The organism is Pseudomonas sp. FP2294 (assembly GCF_030687625.1).
Classification (GTDB): domain Bacteria; phylum Pseudomonadota; class Gammaproteobacteria; order Pseudomonadales; family Pseudomonadaceae; genus Aquipseudomonas; species Aquipseudomonas shahriarae.
In genome coordinates, this window is sequence record NZ_CP117441.1 from 4,458,501 (window position 1) to 4,477,022 (window position 18,522).

15 protein-coding genes and 1 pseudogene are annotated in these 18,522 nt (G+C 60.6%); 9 read left to right on the forward strand and 7 right to left on the reverse strand.

Annotation, left to right across the window (positions count from 1 at the left end):
* Positions 1-79 precede the first annotated feature (79 nt).
* The 3 genes from PSH73_RS19995 to secA form a co-directional block, all read right to left on the reverse strand.
* Positions 80-1,024 carry a Nudix family hydrolase gene (locus tag PSH73_RS19995; RefSeq protein WP_057960533.1) on the reverse strand — a complete coding sequence of 315 codons (945 nt, stop codon included), beginning with the start codon at positions 1,022-1,024 and terminating at the stop codon, positions 80-82.
* Between the two features lie 58 nt (positions 1,025-1,082).
* The gene (gene argJ / locus PSH73_RS20000) at positions 1,083-2,300 is read right to left on the reverse strand and encodes a bifunctional glutamate N-acetyltransferase/amino-acid acetyltransferase ArgJ (RefSeq protein ID WP_057960534.1); all 1,218 of its coding nucleotides are present in this window, start codon (positions 2,298-2,300) and stop codon (positions 1,083-1,085) included.
* Between the two features lie 116 nt (positions 2,301-2,416).
* Positions 2,417-5,152 (reverse strand): preprotein translocase subunit SecA, encoded by a 2,736-nt coding sequence (secA, locus tag PSH73_RS20005; RefSeq protein ID WP_115128834.1) that lies wholly within the window; start codon positions 5,150-5,152, stop codon positions 2,417-2,419.
* Between the two features lie 308 nt (positions 5,153-5,460).
* Between secA and PSH73_RS20010 the strand changes: the two genes are divergently transcribed.
* Positions 5,461-5,916 (forward strand): DUF721 domain-containing protein, encoded by a 456-nt coding sequence (locus tag PSH73_RS20010; RefSeq protein ID WP_057440138.1) that lies wholly within the window; start codon positions 5,461-5,463, stop codon positions 5,914-5,916.
* A gap of 106 nt (positions 5,917-6,022) precedes the next feature.
* On the opposite strand, the gene PSH73_RS20015 is transcribed toward PSH73_RS20010, so the two are convergent.
* Positions 6,023-7,501, reverse strand: a complete 1,479-nt coding sequence (locus PSH73_RS20015; RefSeq protein ID WP_057960538.1) for a helicase HerA-like domain-containing protein — start codon at positions 7,499-7,501, stop codon at positions 6,023-6,025.
* A gap of 341 nt (positions 7,502-7,842) precedes the next feature.
* Here PSH73_RS20015 and PSH73_RS27100 point away from each other — a divergent pair.
* Both PSH73_RS27100 and PSH73_RS27105 read left to right on the forward strand, forming a co-directional pair.
* Positions 7,843-8,682 (forward strand): annotated as a pseudogene (locus PSH73_RS27100) (cache domain-containing protein); the annotation flags it as partial.
* A 141-nt stretch (positions 8,683-8,823) separates the two neighbouring features.
* Positions 8,824-9,588, forward strand: coding sequence for a methyl-accepting chemotaxis protein (locus PSH73_RS27105; protein ID WP_370694606.1), 765 nt, complete (start codon positions 8,824-8,826; stop codon positions 9,586-9,588).
* Positions 9,589-9,612: 24 nt separating this feature from the next.
* Here the strand turns inward: PSH73_RS27105 and PSH73_RS20025 are convergent, their stop codons facing one another.
* Both PSH73_RS20025 and purU read right to left on the reverse strand, forming a co-directional pair.
* Positions 9,613-9,810 carry a hypothetical protein gene (locus PSH73_RS20025; RefSeq protein ID WP_057960537.1) on the reverse strand — a complete coding sequence of 66 codons (198 nt, stop codon included), beginning with the start codon at positions 9,808-9,810 and terminating at the stop codon, positions 9,613-9,615.
* 86 nt (positions 9,811-9,896) lie between these two features.
* The gene (gene purU, locus PSH73_RS20030) at positions 9,897-10,745 is read right to left on the reverse strand and encodes a formyltetrahydrofolate deformylase (RefSeq protein WP_305461242.1); all 849 of its coding nucleotides are present in this window, start codon (positions 10,743-10,745) and stop codon (positions 9,897-9,899) included.
* 349 nt (positions 10,746-11,094) lie between these two features.
* Between purU and mvaT the strand changes: the two genes are divergently transcribed.
* A complete protein-coding gene (gene mvaT, locus PSH73_RS20035) occupies positions 11,095-11,469 on the forward strand; it encodes a histone-like nucleoid-structuring protein MvaT (RefSeq protein WP_057440135.1) in 375 nt (124 codons plus the stop codon).
* A gap of 89 nt (positions 11,470-11,558) precedes the next feature.
* On the opposite strand, the gene sbcB is transcribed toward mvaT, so the two are convergent.
* Positions 11,559-12,986 carry an exodeoxyribonuclease I gene (gene sbcB / locus PSH73_RS20040; protein ID WP_120734022.1) on the reverse strand — a complete coding sequence of 476 codons (1,428 nt, stop codon included), beginning with the start codon at positions 12,984-12,986 and terminating at the stop codon, positions 11,559-11,561.
* 210 nt (positions 12,987-13,196) lie between these two features.
* On the opposite strand from sbcB, the gene PSH73_RS20045 reads away from it, so the two are divergent.
* The 5 genes from PSH73_RS20045 to PSH73_RS20065 are packed head-to-tail and all read left to right on the forward strand — an operon-like array spanning position 13,197 to position 18,522.
* The gene (locus tag PSH73_RS20045) at positions 13,197-13,889 is read left to right on the forward strand and encodes an RDD family protein (RefSeq protein WP_057960540.1); all 693 of its coding nucleotides are present in this window, start codon (positions 13,197-13,199) and stop codon (positions 13,887-13,889) included.
* On the forward strand, positions 13,886-14,866 hold the full coding sequence (locus PSH73_RS20050; RefSeq protein WP_057960548.1) for a stage II sporulation protein M: 981 nt from the start codon (positions 13,886-13,888) through the stop codon (positions 14,864-14,866). Before PSH73_RS20045 ends, PSH73_RS20050 begins: the two co-directional genes overlap by 4 nt.
* Positions 14,853-16,379, forward strand: a complete 1,527-nt coding sequence (locus tag PSH73_RS20055) for a DUF4129 domain-containing protein (RefSeq protein WP_057960541.1) — start codon at positions 14,853-14,855, stop codon at positions 16,377-16,379. Before PSH73_RS20050 ends, PSH73_RS20055 begins: the two co-directional genes overlap by 14 nt.
* Positions 16,376-17,533, forward strand: a complete 1,158-nt coding sequence (locus tag PSH73_RS20060) for a DUF4350 domain-containing protein (RefSeq protein WP_198799671.1) — start codon at positions 16,376-16,378, stop codon at positions 17,531-17,533. Before PSH73_RS20055 ends, PSH73_RS20060 begins: the two co-directional genes overlap by 4 nt.
* Positions 17,530-18,522 carry a MoxR family ATPase gene (locus PSH73_RS20065; protein ID WP_115128840.1) on the forward strand — a complete coding sequence of 331 codons (993 nt, stop codon included), beginning with the start codon at positions 17,530-17,532 and terminating at the stop codon, positions 18,520-18,522. The genes PSH73_RS20060 and PSH73_RS20065 overlap by 4 nt, the downstream gene beginning before the upstream one ends.

Here is an 18,522-nt window from a genome sequence, read left to right on the forward strand (position 1 = left end):
GCCCGCTCCCACATTTTGATTTGTGAATACATTCAAATGTGGGAGCTGGCTTGCCTGCGATGGGGCCAGCAATGACAACTCACACCTCAGGCCAGAACGCCCGAATCCCCGCCACACCCTGCGCCCCGCTCTCCCAGGCCTTCTCCCGCTCGTCAGGCCCAACCCCGCCCAACAGAAACACCGGCTTGCTGAAGCCCTTGATCAACTGCGCCGCCTCTTCCCAACCCAGAGGCTGCGCATCAGGGTGAGTCTGGGTCGGCTGCACCGGCGACAGAGTGACAAAATCCACGTCCATCAGTTCGGCCAATGCCAGTTCCTCGGCATTGTGGCAAGACGCCGCCAACCAGCGGTCCTTGGGCAACGGTCGGCCCTTGCTCGCGTATTTGCGCAGTTGCGCCGAGGTCATGTGCCAGCCAGCAGCCGGGAAATCACCGAGCCATTCAAACGGCCCCTTGAGCATCAATTGCGCCTTGCCAGCACACAGGCCTACGGCGTCCACCGCCAGGTCGCGGTATTTGGGGTCGTAGCCATTGGGCGCACGCAACTGGATCAGTTTGATACCACCGGCAACGGCTTTCTGGATACCGCGCAACAGCACCGGGGCTTCCAGTTCGCCTGGGGTGATCAGGTAGTCGGCGGGCAAACGGGCAGCAGCAACGATGGGCGCATTGGCCGCGGGAAACTCGTAGTTCTGCAAGTCCCGTGGCGCCACCCATTCAAGGGGCTGCCCTTCCGCGCCGTGGGGCTCGCCGGTAAACGCCGAGACCTCCCAGACATCCAGCAACACCTGCTTGTCCGGGTAATCATGCTGTACCTGGATCAACGGCCGGGCCGTGGTGACCTGGATACCCAATTCTTCCTGCAGCTCTCGCCCCAGTGCGGTGAGCACCGACTCATCGGCCTCCACCTTGCCACCGGGAAACTCCCAGAGGCCGCCCTGGTGCTGGGTATCTGCACGACGGGCCAACAGAATCCGGCCATCGGTACCGCGAATGACTGCGGCTGCTACATGAACTCGTTTCACGGTTTTACGTCCTCTAAGCCGGCGCCTGCCGGGGCATTGCCAATGCCCCGGGCAGGTATCAAGTACGGTATTCGGCGTTGATCTTCACGTACTCGTGGGACAGGTCGGTGGTCCAGATGGTTTCGCTGCACTCACCGCGCCCCAACTCGATACGGATGGTGATTTCTTCCTGCTGCATCACCGCCGAGCCCTGGGCTTCGGTGTAGGTCTCGGCACGGGCACCACGGCTGGCGATGCACACATCGCCGAGGAACACGTCGATCTTGCTCACATCCAGGTTCGGTACGCCGGCACGGCCAACCGCCGCGAGGATCCGGCCCCAGTTCGGGTCGGACGCAAACAGCGCGGTCTTGATCAATGGCGAGTGGGCCACGGTGTAACCCACATCCAGGCACTCCTGGTGATTACCGCCGCCGTTGACTTCAACGGTAACGAACTTGGTCGCGCCTTCGCCGTCACGCACGATGGCCTGGGCCACTTCCATGCACACTTCAAACACCGCCTGCTTCAACGCCGCGAACAGCGGGCCGTTGGACGAGGTGATTTCCGGCAGGTCGGCCTTGCCGGTGGCAATCAACATGCAGCAGTCGTTGGTCGAGGTATCACCGTCGATGGTGATGCGGTTGAACGACTTGTTGGCGCCATCAAGCATCAGGTTTTGCAGCACGTCACGGGAGACTTTGGCGTCGGTGGCGATGTAGCCGAGCATGGTCGCCATGTTCGGGCGGATCATGCCCGCGCCTTTGCTGATGCCTGTCACGGTGACGGTCACGCCGTCATGCACAAACTGGCGGCTGGCGCCCTTGGGCAAGGTGTCGGTGGTCATGATCCCGGTAGCCGCGGCCGCCCAGTTATCCACCGACAGGTCGTCCAGCGCGGCTTGCAGGGCGCCTTCGATTTTTTCCACGGGCAATGGCTCACCGATCACCCCGGTGGAGTACGGCAGCACTTGGCTGGCGTCCACGCCGGTCAACTCCGCCAGCTTGGCGCAGGTGCGCGCGGCAGCGGCCAGGCCTGGTTCGCCGGTGCCGGCGTTGGCATTGCCGGTGTTGGTCAGCAGGTAACGTACCGGGCCTTCGACGCGTTGCTTGGCGAGAATCACCGGCGCGGCGCAAAACGCGTTCAGCGTGAACACGCCGGCGATGGTCGAGCCTTCGGCACAGCGCATCACCACCACGTCTTTGCGCCCAGGGCGTTTGATGCCGGCCGAAGCGATACCGAGTTCAAAACCGGCAACCGGGTGCAACGTGGGCAAAGGACCAAGACCAACAGCCATGAATGCGCTCCTTAACGATGTCTGCACCGTCGTCGTCGACGGTGATTAAATGGCAAAACGCCGCGACGGCTGATGCCGGTCGCGGCGCGGGGGTATTGCAGCGTCAGGCAAAAATCTTAGTTGATTTCGCCGTGGCAGTGTTTGAACTTCTTGCCCGAACCGCACCAGCACGGCTCGTTGCGACCCAGCTTCTGCTCGTTGCGCACCGGCGCCTGGGCCAGGGCCACGTCGACTTCTTCGCCCAGCACTTCAGGTGCTTCAAGACCCGGTGCTTCGTCATGCTGGAACTGCATGCGCGCGGCAAGGGCTTCGGCTTCCTGGCGCAGACGGGCTTCTTCTTCGATCGGGTCTTCGCGGCGCACCTGAACGTGGGACAGCACACGAATCGAATCGCGCTTGATCGAATCCAGCAACTCGGAGAACAGCGTGAACGACTCGCGCTTGTACTCCTGCTTCGGGTTCTTCTGGGCGTAGCCGCGCAGGTGGATACCGTGACGCAGGTGATCCATGGTCGACAGGTGGTCTTTCCACAGGTCGTCCAGCACGCGCAGAACGATTTGCTTCTCGAAGGTGCGCAGTGCTTCGGCACTGGCTTGCTCTTCTTTCTCGTTGTACGCGGCCAGCAGTTCGGCCATCAGTTTTTCGCGCAGGGTTTCTTCGTACAGGTGGTCGTCTTCGTCGAGCCATTGCTGGACCGGCAGATCGACACCGAAGTCGCTCTTCAACGCCGCTTCCAGGCCGGCAACATCCCACTGCTCAGGCAGGGACTGTGGCGGGATATGGGCGCTGACGGTGGCGTTGAGCACGTCCTGACGGAAGTCGGCGATGGTTTCGCCAATGTTGTCGGCGGCCAGCAACGTGTTACGCATGTGATAAATCACTTTACGCTGTTCGTTGTTGACGTCATCGAACTCCAGCAGTTGCTTACGAATGTCGAAGTTACGACCTTCGACCTTGCGCTGGGCCTTTTCGATGGCGTTGGTCACCATGCGGTGCTCGATGGCTTCGCCGGACTGCATGCCCAGGGCCTTCATGAAGTTCTTCACCCGATCCGAGGCGAAGATGCGCATCAGGCTGTCTTCCAGGGACAGGTAGAAACGGCTGGAACCGGCGTCACCCTGGCGACCGGCACGGCCACGCAGTTGGTTGTCGATACGACGCGATTCGTGACGCTCGGACGCGATCACCTGCAAACCACCGGATTCCAGCACTGCCTGGTGGCGTTTCTGCCAGTCAGCCTTGATCTGGGCGATCTGCTCAGGGGTCGGGTTGTCCAGGGACGCCACTTCCACTTCCCAGTTGCCGCCCAACAGGATGTCGGTACCACGACCGGCCATGTTGGTCGCGATGGTCAGCGCGCCTGGGCGACCGGCCTGGGCAATGATCTCGGCTTCTTTTTCGTGGAACTTGGCGTTGAGGACCTTGTGCTCGATACCTTCCTTGTTGAGCAGGTTCGACATGTGCTCGGAGGTTTCGATGGTGGCAGTACCCACCAGGACCGGACGGCCGTGGGTCATGCATTCCTTGATGTCGGCGACGATGGCCGCGTATTTCTCGTCGGCGGTCAGGAACACCAGGTCGTTGTAGTCTTTACGCGCCAGCGGCTTGTTCGGTGGGATGACCATCACCGACAGACCGTAGATCTGGTGGAATTCGAACGCTTCGGTATCCGCAGTACCGGTCATGCCGGACAGCTTGTTGTACAGGCGGAAGTAGTTCTGGAAGGTGGTCGAGGCCAATGTCTGGCTCTCGGCCTGGATATTGAGCTCTTCCTTGGCTTCGATGGCCTGGTGCAGGCCTTCGGACAAACGACGACCGGGCATGGTACGGCCGGTGTGTTCGTCGACCAGTACCACCTGGCCGTCCTGGACGATGTATTCGACGTTGCGATGGAACAGCTTGTGGGCGCGCAGGCCGGCATACACGTGGGTCAACAGGCCCAGGTTGTGCGCCGAGTACAGGCTTTCGCCTTCAGCCAGCAGGCCGATCTGGGTCAGCATTTCTTCGACGAACTGGTGACCGGCTTCGTTGAGTTCGACCTGACGGGTCTTCTCGTCGATGGAGTAATGACCTTCTTTGGTCACCACGCCTTCCACTTCCTCGATATGTTGCTCAAGGCGCGGGATCAGTTTGTTGATTTCGGTGTACAGGCGCGAGCTGTCTTCGGCCTGGCCGGAGATGATCAGCGGAGTACGGGCTTCGTCGATGAGGATGGAGTCGACTTCGTCGATCACGGCAAAGTTGAGTTCGCGCTGGAATTTTTCTTCCATGCTGAACGCCATGTTGTCGCGCAGGTAGTCGAAACCGAATTCGTTGTTGGTGCCGTAGGTGATGTCGGCGGCGTAGGCGGCACGCTTCTCTTCCGGCGGCTGGAACGGCGTCACGACGCCGACGGTCAGGCCGAGGAATTCATACAGCGGACGCATCCAGTTGGCGTCCCGGCGGGCCAGGTAGTCGTTCACCGTCACAACGTGCACGCCCTTGCCGGACAGTGCGTTGAGGTAAACACCCAGGGTTGCCACCAGGGTCTTGCCTTCACCGGTGCGCATTTCGGCAATCATGCCTTCATGCAGGGTCATGCCGCCGATCAACTGGACGTCGAAGTGGCGCATGCCCATCACCCGCTTACCGGCTTCGCGGGCGACCGCAAAGGCTTCGGGCAGCAGTTTGTCGAGGGTCTCACCTTTGGCTATGCGGGCCTTGAACTCTTCGGTCTTGGCGCGCAATTGCTCGTCCGACAAAGCAACCATCTGCTCTTCGAAGGCATTGACCAGCTGCACCGTCTTGAGCATGCGTTTGACTTCGCGCTCATTCTTGCTTCCAAAAAGTTTCTTTAACAAAGGCGCAAACATATCGGCAGGTTCTTCCACACATTAGGGATGAAGGGGCGCCCCGTGAGTCGCCCGAGCAGCCCTCACGGCCGCATGCGAACGAGCATTCTACCCGGAAACGAGGGTGAGGAAAGTGGCGTTGTTCCACGATGCAGGCACAGCGTTCCCAGAGGGCTTGTTTAAAATAGGGGCTTTTTGCTGAACTTCAACCCATTCGAGTGAGAAGTTACTTATTGATTTAATGGATAAACTGCTGACAAAGCAATGACCACGGTGCCGCACACGCTTTCTGCTACCATGGCGGCTCTGTTACCTAAGGTGTCTAGATCATGGCATTTCGCCCTCTTACGGCCCGTGCTCCCGCCGTGTTGCTGCGCGAAGCCAAGCCTTTAAAAGCCATCTTTGGCCATGCGCAACGCCTGGGCCATCTGCAACGCCTCCTGGAAAGCCAACTGCAACCTGCAGCCCGCGAGCACTGTCATGTGGCGTCGTGGCGTGAAGGTACGCTGCTGCTGATCGTCACCGATGGGCATTGGGCAACCCGCCTGCGCTACCAACAAAAACGCTTGCAGCGCCAGCTACAGGCATTTGAGGTATTTGAGAGCCTGCAGCGCATCCAGTTCAAGGTCCAGCCACCGACCGTGCAGCAAGGTGCGGTGGGGCATACCATGGATTTGTCGGTGAATGCCGCCGAAACCATCCAGGCGACGGCAGACGGGATTACAGATCCGAAGTTGCGCGCAGCGCTGGAGCGCCTGGCCAGTCACGCCAAGCCCAAGACCTGAGAGCGGGCAGCCGCGAGTTCGGTGTGCCAGTCGGCACATGTATCGACTGATACAGCGCAATCGCGGGCAAGCCCGCTCCCCCATTGGGTTGCATAGACCTGGATGGCTACTTGCGCTTGCTACCGCCAAGCAAAGACCCCAACAGCCCGCGCACCAACTGGCGGCCCATCTGGTTGGCCGCCTGCTGCATCGCCGATTTCAGGGCCTTGCCCGCAGTCGTGCCAAGAAACGCCCCGGCCTTGTCGGTGAAGCTCGGTTCTTCAGCGGCAGGCGCAGCACTCGCCTCGGGCCCCAGCTCCTTGCGTGCCATCAGCACTTCATAGGCGGATTCACGATCAATCGGCTTGTCATAGCGCCCCTGTAGGGGCGAGCCGGCAATCAACCCTGCCCGCTCGGCGGCAGTCAACGGCCCGATCCGCGACTGCGGCGGCGAGACCAGCACCCGCTGGACCACCTCGGGGGTGCCTTTTTCCTGCAGCGTACCCACCAGCGCCTCACCCGTGCCCAGCTCGGTCAATACCGCCAGCGCATCAAATGCAGGATTTGGCCGGAAACCATCGGCCACCGCCCGCAGGGATTTTTGCTCCTTGGTGGTGAACGCCCGCAGGCCATGCTGGATCCGCAAACCCAGTTGCGCCAGTACGCTATCCGGCAAGTCGCCCGGCGACTGGGTGACAAAATACACCCCCACACCTTTGGAGCGAATCAACCGCACCACTTGCTCCAGGCGATCCTGCAAGGCCTTGGGCGTATCGGCAAACAGCAAATGCGCTTCGTCGAAGAACAGTGCCAGCAGCGGCTTGTCGGCATCTCCGCGTTCCGGCAACTGCTCGAACAGCTCCGCCAGCAACCACAGCAGGAAGGTCGCATAGACCTTGGGTGACTCGTGCACCAGGCGGCTGGCATCCAGCAAATGAATACGCCCTCGCCCATCGCTGGCCGGTTGCAGAATATCTTCCAGTTGCAGCGCCGGCTCGCCGAACAGAGCTTCGGCGCCCTGCTGTTCCAGCACGGCCAGGCGCCGCAGCAAAGCCTGGCTGGAGCCCGTGGTCATCAGGGCCGCATCATCGCCGAGCAATTCGGGGTGGAACTTGAGGTGATTGAGCAGGGCCTTGAGGTCCTTGAGATCCAAGAGCAACAAGCCCTCGCGATCGGCCACTTTAAACGCTGCATATAAGGTCGACTGCTGGCTGTCGGTCAGCTCCAGCAGACTGCCCAGCAACAGTGGGCCCATTTCACTCAAGGTTGTACGAAGTGGGTGACCGGACTGACCGTGGATATCCCACAGCGTTACCGGATATGCCTTAGGCGCGTAATTCAGGAACGGCATGCCGGCGATCCGCTCGGCCACCTTGCCCTGGGGATTGCCTGCAGCGCCAAGGCCACACAGGTCACCCTTGATATCTGCAGCGAACACCGCCACGCCAGCATCACTGAACGCCTCTGCCAGCCGCTGCAACGTCACGGTCTTGCCGGTGCCGGTAGCGCCGGCTATCAGGCCATGGCGGTTACCCAGGCGCATGGCCTGGGCGATGACTTGGCCTTCGAGGTCTGCACCAATAAGAAGTTGCGAGGAGTCTGGCATTTTGTCACCCATGATTAATCTTTAGCCCTGCACGGTCGATACAGATAAAGCGAGAGACCCAAAAAGCCTAAAAAAGTTAGGTCAGATAATTCCTGCAGGAGCAAATGGAAATATCACACTTTATTTAACGCTGTCATTTATGCGTTGCCATAAAAGACGCGCCTTGGACATTAAGACACTAGCGGACACGACGAGCCATGAATAAAAATCTGCGCTTCAGCCACAAAATCCTGCTTGCAGCCGCCCTTATCGTCATTGCCGCATTTGCGTTGTTTACGCTGTACAACGACTACCTGCAACGCAACGCGATTCGCAATGACCTCGACAGCTACCTACACGAAATGGGGGATGTCACCGCCAGCAATATCCAGAGCTGGTTGGCCGGACGTATTGTGCTGGTGGAAAACGCCGCCCAGAACATCGCCATCAACCCCGAGCCGAGCGTCATCGCCAGCCTGCTAGAGCAGAAAGCCCTGACATCTTCGTTCATGGCAACCTATCTGGGCGATAGCAAAGGCGGCTTCACCATTCGCCCCGATGCCAAGATGCCCGACGGCTTCGATCCACGCGTGCGCCCCTGGTACAAGGGTGCCCAGAGCAGCAATGGCTCGACCCTGACCGAGCCCTATATCGACGCCGCCACCGGCCAGTTGATCATTTCCATCGCCACCCCCAGCAGCAAGGCCGGGCAAAGCGTCGGCGTGGTCGGCGGTGACCTGAGCCTGCAAACCCTGGTGGACAATATCGGCGCGCTGGACTTCGGCGGCATGGGCTACGCGTTCCTGGTCAGTGCCGACGGCAAGATCCTGGTGCACCCGGAAAAAAACCTGGTGATGAAGACCCTGGGCGAGGCGTACCCGAACCAGACCGTCAAGATCAGTGCCGACTTCAGCGAAATCGAGGTCGAGGGCAAAACCCGTATCGTCACTTTCGCCCCGATCAAGGGTTTGCCGTCAGTGAACTGGTATATCGGTCTGTCGGTAGATAAAGACAAATCCTTCGCAATGCTCAGCGAATTCCGCACCTCGGCCATTATTGCCACGGTGATTGCCGTGGCAATCATCATCGCGCTGCTGGGCATGCTGATCCGCGTGCTGATGCAACCGCTGCATGTCATGACCCGGGCCATGGAAGACATCGCCGATGGCGAAGGTGACCTGACGCGCCGCCTGACGATCCAGAACCACGACGAATTCGGCATTCTGGGCAAAGCCTTCAACCGCTTTGTGGAGCGGATTCATACTTCGATTCGCGAAGTGTCCTCCGCCACCGGCCAGGTCAATGAAGTGGCCCTGCGCGTGGTAAGCGCCTCCAACTCGTCGATGGTCAACTCCGACGAACAGGCCAACCGCACCAACAGTGTCGCGGCAGCGATCAACCAGTTGGGTGCCGCTGCCCAGGAAATTGCCCGCAACGCCGCCCAGGCCTCGAACCAGGCCAGCGACGCACGCCATCTGGCCGAAGATGGCCAGCAAGTGGTGGAGCGCAATATCAAGGCCATGACGCAACTGTCCGAGATGATCAGTGCCTCCAGCAGCAATATCGAGGCACTTAACAGCAAGACCGTGAATATCGGCCAGATCCTCGAAGTGATCACCAGTATTTCCCAGCAAACCAACCTCCTGGCACTCAACGCAGCCATTGAAGCTGCGCGAGCCGGGGAAGCCGGACGCGGGTTTGCGGTGGTGGCCGACGAGGTGCGCAACCTGGCCCACCGCACGCAGGAATCGGCGCAACAGGTGCAAAAGATGATCGAGGAGCTGCAGGTCGGCGCCCGGGATTCGGTCAGCACCATGAGCGAAAGCCAGCGCCACAGCCTCGAAAGCGTGGAAATCGCCAACCTGGCAGGCGAGCGCCTGAGCAGCGTGACCCAGCGCATCGGTGAAATCGACGGCATGAACCAATCAGTGGCTACCGCGACGGAAGAGCAGACCTCGGTGGTGGAGTCGATCAATATCGACATCACCGAGATCAACACGCTCAATCAGGAGGGTGTGGAAAACCTGCAGTCCACCTTGCGCGCCTGCTCCGATCTGGAGCAGCAAGCGGCGCGCTTGAAACAATTGGTGGGGAGCTTCCGCATCTAGACCTCAACACAGCAGCGCCTACATTCAGCCAGCGTTGTTTTTGTCAGGGCCGGGCTTGTCGTGCGGCCCTGACTCTTCCTGCAACTGCTCCCACAACCGGGCGGCATCGGGGAAATCCGTGCCGTCCTCGGCATCCAGGGCATCCGGGTCATAGCGGCTCAAACAGCCCTCCCCCAAGGTGGCGGGCGCCTTGGACGTGGCTTTATCCAGGGGATCATTCATGGTTCGATCCTCGCAACTGACACTAATAAAAAGGGCCTGGGTGATTTAACGCCCAGGCCCTTTTTGCTTCAACCCAAAACAGTCGATCAGAACACCACGGTCTTGTTGCCGTGCACCAGCACGCGGTCTTCCAGGTGATAGCGCAGGCCACGGGCCAGGACCATCTTCTCGACGTCGCGGCCGAAACGCACCATGTCTTCAATGCTGTCGCTGTGGCTGACGCGGACCACGTCCTGCTCGATGATGGGACCTGCGTCCAGCTCTTCGGTGACGTAGTGGCAGGTTGCACCAATCAGCTTCACGCCACGCAGCGACGCCTGGTGATACGGCTTGGCCCCGACAAAGGACGGCAGGAAGCTGTGGTGAATGTTGATTACCTTGCCTGCGTATTCGCGGCACAGTTCCGGCGGCAGGATTTGCATATAGCGCGCCAGGACTACAACGTCCGCTTGATGCTGCTCGACCAGACGCGAGACTTCGGTGAAGGCCGGCTGTTTGTTCTGCGAGTCGACCGGGACGTGGTAGTACGGAATGCCATGCCACTCCACCATGCTGCGCAGGTCGCCGTGGTTGGAAATCACACAGGCGATCTCACAATCCAGCTCATCGCTGTGCCAGCGGTGCAGCAAGTCCGCCAGACAGTGGGATTCGCGGCTGGCCATCAGCACCACGCGTTTTTTCTGCTCGGTGTCGGTAATACGCCAGGTCATCGAAAACTCTTCGGCGATGGGCGCAAACGCCTCGCGAAACGCTTCAAGGCCAAACGGCAGGGTGTCCGCGCGAATTTCGTGGCGCATGAAAAACCAACCACTGAGATTGTCCGAGTGATGACTCGCTTCGGTGATCCAGCCATTGTGGGAGGCCAGAAAGTTACTGACTTTAGCGACGATACCAACCCGATCCGGGCAAGCAATCACCAGACGAAAAGTGCGCATTAGGGGCAAACTCCAGAACTTCGCAAAGGCCGCCATTCTAGCGACACCGTAGAAAAACTGCAGTACTCCTCAGCGCTTATTCGCGCGATTCCTTGCGGCGGCCCTAAACAGCGTATGGTTTTTACCTGGGCACTATGTCAGTACAAGCATCTGTTACCGCAATTAGCCGAGATCTAATGAGATTATCTTTAGCCGGCTGGACGCACTAAATAATGCACTCCGAGCCTTTCGCTACAAACAACCAAAGTAAATCACATAAAACCGAGCTTAAATGTTTACTTGGGCAAACTGTCTGACTATTATTAGGCCACTATCCCTGTCCCTCAGCGTCCCGTATAAGGTAGTCCTCATGTCCCTGATCAACGAATACCGTGCCACCGAATCCGCTATCAAAGAGCTGCAAGAACGTTTGAAGAATCTGTCCCAAGACGACAAACTGCAAACCGAGCTGGAATTCGAAGGCAAATTGCGCACCCTGATGGGTGAATACTCCAAATCCCTGCGTGACATCATCGCGCTGCTGGATCCGGAATCGAAAGTTAAAGCACCACGCGCCGCCGTGAAAGTTACCGGTACCAAGCGCGCGCGCAAGGTCAAGCAATACAAAAACCCGCACAACGGCGAAGTGATTGAAACCAAAGGTGGCAACCACAAGACTCTGAAAGAGTGGAAAGCCAAGTGGGGCGGTGACGTGGTTGAAGGCTGGGCTACCCTGCTGGACTAAGGTTCGCCAGATCGTCACCTGATTCGCGACACAATAAAAAACGCCAGTTCGCTGGCGTTTTTTATTGCCTACTTTTTATCGAACGCCGATTACAGGTCCAGGCGCTGGCTTAAAGCGTCAGCATATTCCTGCCACTCATCCAGCACCTGACGCTGAAACGATGTAGCACTAGCGTCCAATTCAAGCCTGGCCTTATTGAAACTCTCAAGGGTATTTGGCGCGCCGTAATCCGCATCTGACAAGCGTTGCTGACAGAAGAGTTTCCAGCGTTGTTGCTCTTCACTGTCCAAGGTGTGCGCAAAGTTGCGGGCACGATAGCGAAATAATAATTCCGGCAAACGATGATCATCAAAAGGCCACTGCTGGCGTGCTAGTTGCTCGGGTTCAGCAGTGCGGACTTGCTCACATAAACGTCGATCCCGATCACCAATAAAACCATCGTAGAGCTGTTGCTCCGGGTCGGCGCTTGCGGCGAAATCGTCCTCGGCATAAATCGCCGGCAATTTATCCCGCCAAAGTTCCTGTGCGTCAGTTAGCCGCAGTGCCCGGGCCTGATATTCACGCATGTCCAGGTTCAATCGCTGCTGGTCTTGCGCCCGCAACACATTCAGCGGCGCGACGACCGGACAACGATTGATGTGAACAAGTTTGAGCGGGACCGGCAACTCACCCTCGGCCAATTGATCGCGCCGGGTATACAAGCGCTGGCGCAGGGTTTCGGCATCCAGGTCCAGCAGCGCCTGTGGGTCGAGCCCCAGGTCGCAGACAATCAACGCGTTGCGATTGCGCGGATGCCACGCCAGGGGCAGGACCACCCCCAGGTAATGGCGCTCAGCGGAAAAGCGCCCGGAAATATGCACCATGGGCTGCAACAGGCGGATTTGATCCATGACCCGCTGCTTGCTGCGCAGTTGAAACAACCAATCGTACAACTTGGGTTGTTTTTCCCGGACCAACCGCGCCAGGGCGATGGTGGCCCGCACGTCAGCCAAAGCCTCGTGAGCCTGGCCATGGTCAATTCCATTGGCCGCCGTCAGGCGCTCCAGCTTGAGGGTCACGCGTCCGTCCTGCTCGGGCCAGACAATGCCGTCGGGACGCAGGGCATAGGCCGTGCGCATCACGTCGATCAAGTCCCAGCGGCTGTTCCCGCTCTGCCATTCCCGTGCGTAAGGGTCGAAAAAATTGCGATACAAACTGTAGCGGGTCATTTCGTCATCGAAACGCAGGGTGTTGTAACCCGCACCACAGGTGCCGGGGGCGGCCAGCTCGGCATGCACCCGCGTCATGAAGTCGGCTTCGGCCAGACCCTTTTCCGCCAGTTGGCCGGGGGTAATGCCCGTGATCATGCACGCGGCCGGGTGCGGCAGGATATCGTCGCTGGGCTGGCAATAGAGATTGACCGGCGGCCCGACCTCATTGAGGTCATGGTCGGTGCGAATCCCGGCAACCTGCAGCGCACGGTCGCTGCGCGGGTTGATGCCGGTGGTTTCATAGTCGTACCAGAAGATCGAGGTCACGGGCTATTCCTGTGCTGAAGACCGACAAAGTCTAGGCGCTGGACGCCGCCCGGGGCCAGCGCCGTGTGCACTGGATAAACATTCAGTGAAACCTTGGCGCATTTTCAGGTGTTACTTCCGTCCGCGACACTGCTAGCATCGGCCTCTCGAATTGCCGGCTGCCCGACGAGGTTGCCCATGCCCAGCCACACCGCACTGCCAGGGAATGCAATGCCCACCGCACCATTGGACACCCGCTATCAGATCGAGACCCCGGAAGGCATCGACCTGCCCTTGCGCCCCGCCGGGCTGATGCCCCGGGCACTGGCATTCGGCTTCGACCTGGGCCTGCGCGGCCTGATCCTCGGTGTCCTGTTCATCGCCCTGGCGTTTCTCGGCAACCTGGGCATCGGCCTGGGCTCGATCCTGCTGTTCCTCGTCAGTTGGTGGTACATGGTGCTGTTCGAAGTGCTCAACCAGGGCAGTTCACCGGGCAAACAGATCATGGGCCTGCGCGTGGTACAGGATGACGGCACGCCCATTGGCTGGTCCGCATCCCTGATCCGCAACCTGCTGCGGTTTGTCGATATGTTGCCGTTCGGCTATTTCCTCGGGGCCATCAGTTGCCTGCAACATCCCCACTTCAAACGCCTGGGCGACATTGCGGCCGGTACCCTGGTGATCTATCGCGAACAGCCCCTGGCCCGCCCCCTCCTGCCCCAGGCCCCGGCATTGCGCCTGCCCTTTGCCCTCGAGCTGGACGAGCAACGTGCGATCCTGGGTTTTGCCGAGCGCCAGGGTGAGCTGTCCGCCGAACGGACCCACGAGCTGGCGGCGATTCTGGCCACGCCCCTGCAGGTCTCCCCCGCGCGCGCCGTGGAACAGCTCAATGGCGTGGCCCGCGGCCTGTTGGGGCCGACATGAAGCAAAGCCTGTTCGAAACCCGTCACCAGCCGCACTGGCAGGCATTTGCCAGCCAGTTGGCCCTGCTTGAACAAGGCAAGGCAAAGGCCGAGGACCTGACGCGTTTCCCTCAAGATTACCGACGCCTGTGCCAACATCTGGCACTGGCGCAGGAGCGGGGCTATAGCAGCTACCTGATAGACCCGCTGCAACAGTTGGCCTTGCGCGGCCATCAACAGTTGTATCGCCATCGCAGCCAGCTCGGGGCCAAGGTGCTGGGCTTCCTGCTGGCGGATTTCCCCCGCACGGTTCGCGAGCAATGGCGCTTCGTGCTGGTCGCCAGCCTGCTGTTCTTTGGCAGCCTGATCGGCATTGCGCTGCTGGTCTACCTGTTCCCCGAACTGATCTACACCATCGTCAGTGCCCCGCAAGTGTCCGAGATGCAGGAGATGTACGACCCCGATGCCAGTCGCCTGGGCCGCGCAGCCGCACGGGCGTCGAGCGAAGACTGGATGATGTTCGGCTACTACGTCATGCATAACATCGGCATCGCGTTCCAGACCTTTGCCGGCGGCCTGCTGTTTGGCCTGGGCAGCGTGTTTTTCCTGTTTTTCAATGGCCTGATGATCGGCGCCATCGCCGGTCACCTGACCGAAATCGGCTATGGGCAGACCTTCTGGTCCTTTGTCATCGGTCACGGCGCCTTTGAACTGACGGCCATCGCCCTGGCCGGCGCGGCCGGCCTGCAACTGGGCTGGGCCTTGATCGCGCCGGGAGCATTGCCCCGGGGTGAAGCACTGCGCCTGGCAGCCCGCAAAAGCGTGAAAATGATCTGCGGCGTGATTTTATTCCTGCTGATCGCGGCCTTTATAGAGGCCTATTGGTCCTCCACCACCGCCGTGGAACCTTGGGGCAAGTACCTGGTGGGCGCCGCGCTCTGGGCGATGGTGCTCGCCTATCTGCTGTTTGCCGGCAGGGGTCGTCATGCGCCTGAGTGACGCCAGCGTGGTAATCCGCCCCCGCACTACGTGGGAAGCCATGGACCTGGGGGTATTGCTGGCCCGCAAGCACCGCGTGCTCTTGATGAGCAGTTGGGCCTTGGTCAGCCTGCCGATCTTTATCCTGATCAGCCTTGCGCTGTGGGACTACCCATCTGTTGCTGTACTGGTGTTCTGGTGGTTGAAACCGGCCTTTGAGCGCCTGCCGCTGTATATCCTGTCCACAGCACTGTTTGGCGAAACGCCTACCCTCAAGCAGGCGCTGCGCCAATGGCCCCGCCTGCTCAAAGGTCAACTGCTGGCCAGCCTGACCTGGAGACGCTTGAGCCTCAGTCGCAGCTTCGTCATGCCCGTGGTGCAACTCGAAGGCCTCGGCGGCCTGGCCCGCCAACAACGGCTGGGGGTGCTGCAACAGCGCAATGCCGGTGCAGCGCGCTGGCTGACGCTGATCGGTATTCACCTGGAAACAGCACTGTGGATTGGCTTGATGGCGCTGTTCTACCTGTTCCTGCCACAACAGGTAGAGCTCGACTGGGACTGGCAACAACTGGCGCTGGCCAGCAGCCAGGACTGGCTCTGGCTGGAACACCTGACCAATGCCTTGTACGCCCTGGTCCTGGTGCTCTGGGAGCCGATCTATGTGGCCTGCGGGTTCAGCCTCTACCTGAACCGGCGTACCGTGCTCGAAGCCTGGGACCTGGAGTTGGTGTTCCGCCGTCTGCGCCAGCGCCTGGGGTCAACGGTGGCCGTCCTGCTGCTGGCTGTCGGCCTGCTGCTGCTCCCGCCAACACCCCAGGCCATGGCCGATCAACCCGTGGCTGCACAACCCTTGAGTACGCCAGCCGCCAGCCAGGCGATCAAGCGCCTGCTGGAAGAGCCCCCGTTCAAGAATCCGGAATCCGTGACCCGCTACCGTTTCGGCGAAGACAAGACCATCGACAAACCAAAGCCCACAGGGGATGCCCGGTTGCCTGCCTGGCTTAAATCCTTGCTCGACAACCTCAACAGCGACACCTTCAAGTCTCTGGCCCTGGTCATGGAGGTGCTGTTGTGGAGCCTGCTGATCGCCGGCATTGCCTTGGTGGCCTGGCGCTATCGTGATTGGCTGCACGCCTTTGTCAGCCATCGCCGCGCCCCCCGCACCGTTGACCAGCCAGTGCCGTCACAACTGTTCGGCCTGGACATGGGCGTGGAAACATTACCCGATGACATCGCCGGTACCGCCGAGCAACTGTGGGCCTCGCAGCCCCGTGAAGCGCTTGGCCTGCTCTATCGCGGCCTGCTTAGCCGCCTGTTGCATGACTTCAACCTGCCCCTGAAAAACGCCGATACCGAAGGCCAGGTCCTGGAGCGCGTGCGTCACTTGCAACAGCCGCAATTACTGGCATTCAGCGACGACCTGACCCGCCACTGGCAAAACCTCGCCTATGGCCATCGCGTACCGCCTGCCCTGGCCCAACAACAACTGTGCGCCCACTGGCGCGCGCTGTTCGACAGCGAGGCCACGGGATGAACCGGCCACTGATCTGGCTCGCGCTGATCCTGGCCTGCCTGCTGACGGCGGGGGGCTTCTACGCCTGGCACAAGGCGATCCCTTACGAGGAAGTGGTCGAGCGCGGGCCATCACCCGAAGCCCAGGCTAATCCCTACCTGGCGGCGGAGCATTTCCTACGCCAGCAAGGCATAGCCGTTGAGCACGCCAACAGCCTGGAACGCCTGGCTACCCTGCCCACCAAGGGCGGCAGCCTGTTGTTGCTCAGCGAACGCAGCAACATGACCCCGCGCCAGGTTGACCAGTTGCTGGAGTGGACCCAGGCCGGCGGCCACCTGCTGCTGGTGGCCGAAGCTATATGGGATGAAGAAACCCAGGACAGCGGCGACCTGCTGCTCGATCGCCTGCAGTTGCGCCAGGCCTTCAGCGATGACTTCGACCAGCCAGTCCCACCTCGCAAGGGCAAGAAGCCGGACCTGACACGCCTGTATGTCGATAATGAAACCGCACCGGCCTTCTTCAGTTTCGACACCGACTTCACCTTGATCGACCCCAGGCACCTGGCCCAGTTTTCGGCCAACAGCGCCAAGTCCAGCCACTTGATGCAACTCGATCTCGGGCAGGGCCGTGTGACAGTGATCACCGACAGCGAACTGTGGAAAACCCCGGATATAGGCCTGCACGATAATGCCTGGCTGCTCTGGTACCTGACCCAGGGCAGCAATGTCACCCTACTGTCCAACACGGATGTCGAGAACCTGTTCAGCCTGTTGCTGCGTTACTTCCCCCAGGCCCTGTTGGCACTCGCCGCCTTGATTGTGCTGGGGTTGTGGCGCGCCGGCATACGCCAGGGGCCCATCCAGGCACCCGCGCCCAAGGCGCGCCGGCAACTGCTGGAGCACTTGAATGCCAGTGCCGATTTCCTGCTGCGCCGCAGTGGGCAAAACAGCCTGTTGCACGCCCTGCAGCGGGACATCCTGCGCACCGCCCGCCGCCGCCACCCCGGCTTCGAACAGTTGGACACTGCCGGGCAATGGCAAGCCCTTGAACGCCTGACTCGCCAACCGCCATCCATTATCAGCCAGGCCCTGGGCCCACTCCCGGCAAAGCGGCTTTCCAGCGCCGACTTCAGCCGCCAGGTGGCCTGCCTGCAAACCCTCAGGAATGCCCTATGAGCGACTCTCCAGTGGATTCACCCAACACCCTCGACACCGGTCGGGCCACCCAGTTGGCCCAGGCGCTGCGCACCGAGTTGCGCAAGGCCGTGATTGGCCAGGATGGGGTGATTGATGATGTGCTGACCGCATTGATCGCCGGCGGCCACGTGTTGCTCGAAGGGGTTCCCGGCCTGGGCAAGACCCTGCTGGTACGGGCCCTGGCCCGCTGCTTTGACGGCGACTTCGCGCGTATCCAGTTCACCCCGGACCTGATGCCCAGTGATGTAACCGGGCATGCCGTGTACGACCTGCACACCGAGCAGTTCAAACTGCGCAAGGGGCCGTTGTTCACCCACTTGCTGCTGGCGGACGAGATCAACCGGGCCCCGGCAAAAACCCAGGCCGCCCTGCTCGAAGCCATGCAGGAACGCCAGGTCACCCTCGAAGGCGAAGCCCTGCCTATCGGCCAGCCCTTTATGGTGCTGGCCACCCAGAACCCCATCGAACAGGAAGGCACTTATCCACTACCGGAGGCCGAACTCGACAGGTTCATGCTCAAGGTGCGCATGGACTACCCCGAGGCGCAGCAAGAGGTGGATATGGTGCGTGAAGTGACCCGTTCATCGCGCGCCGACATGCTAGACGTGCAACCACTGCGCACCGTGCTGCAAGCCGCTGACGTGTTGCTGTTGCAGCAGGTCGCCAGTGAGCTGGCCCTGGATGAACAGGTACTCGACTACGCCGTGCGCCTGGCTCGTACCACCCGCACCTGGCCCGGTCTGGCCCTGGGCGCGGGCCCGCGTGCGTCCATCGCCCTGGTGCGGGGTGCCCGTGCTCGCGCCCTGCTGCGAGGTGGCGAGTTCGTCACGCCGGACGACATCAAGAGCTGTGCGCTGGCAGTGTTGCGCCATCGGGTACGCATCGCCCCGGAGCTGGATATCGAAGGCCTGGAGGTGGATCAGGTGCTGACCCAGTTGCTCGACCAAGTGCCGGCACCACGCCAGTGA

What these genes read in the sequence shown, in the direction of transcription:
- PSH73_RS20060 (WP_198799671.1), top strand. Translation starts at nt 16,376, where the DNA reads ATGAACCGGCCACTGATCTGGCTCGCGCTGATCCTGGCCTGCCTGCTG.
- PSH73_RS20055 (WP_057960541.1), top strand. Translation starts at nt 14,853, where the DNA reads ATGCGCCTGAGTGACGCCAGCGTGGTAATCCGCCCCCGCACTACGTGG.
- mvaT (WP_057440135.1), top strand. Translation starts at nt 11,095, where the DNA reads ATGTCCCTGATCAACGAATACCGTGCCACCGAATCCGCTATCAAAGAG.
- purU (WP_305461242.1), bottom strand. Translation starts at nt 10,745, where the DNA reads ATGCGCACTTTTCGTCTGGTGATTGCTTGCCCGGATCGGGTTGGTATC.
- PSH73_RS20015 (WP_057960538.1), bottom strand. Translation starts at nt 7,501, where the DNA reads ATGCCAGACTCCTCGCAACTTCTTATTGGTGCAGACCTCGAAGGCCAA.
- argJ (WP_057960534.1), bottom strand. Translation starts at nt 2,300, where the DNA reads ATGGCTGTTGGTCTTGGTCCTTTGCCCACGTTGCACCCGGTTGCCGGT.
- PSH73_RS20050 (WP_057960548.1), top strand. Translation starts at nt 13,886, where the DNA reads ATGAAGCAAAGCCTGTTCGAAACCCGTCACCAGCCGCACTGGCAGGCA.
- PSH73_RS20010 (WP_057440138.1), top strand. Translation starts at nt 5,461, where the DNA reads ATGGCATTTCGCCCTCTTACGGCCCGTGCTCCCGCCGTGTTGCTGCGC.
- PSH73_RS20065 (WP_115128840.1), top strand. Translation starts at nt 17,530, where the DNA reads ATGAGCGACTCTCCAGTGGATTCACCCAACACCCTCGACACCGGTCGG.
- PSH73_RS27105 (WP_370694606.1), top strand. Translation starts at nt 8,824, where the DNA reads ATGGTCAACTCCGACGAACAGGCCAACCGCACCAACAGTGTCGCGGCA.
- PSH73_RS20045 (WP_057960540.1), top strand. Translation starts at nt 13,197, where the DNA reads ATGCCCACCGCACCATTGGACACCCGCTATCAGATCGAGACCCCGGAA.
- PSH73_RS20025 (WP_057960537.1), bottom strand. Translation starts at nt 9,810, where the DNA reads ATGAATGATCCCCTGGATAAAGCCACGTCCAAGGCGCCCGCCACCTTG.
- secA (WP_115128834.1), bottom strand. Translation starts at nt 5,152, where the DNA reads ATGTTTGCGCCTTTGTTAAAGAAACTTTTTGGAAGCAAGAATGAGCGC.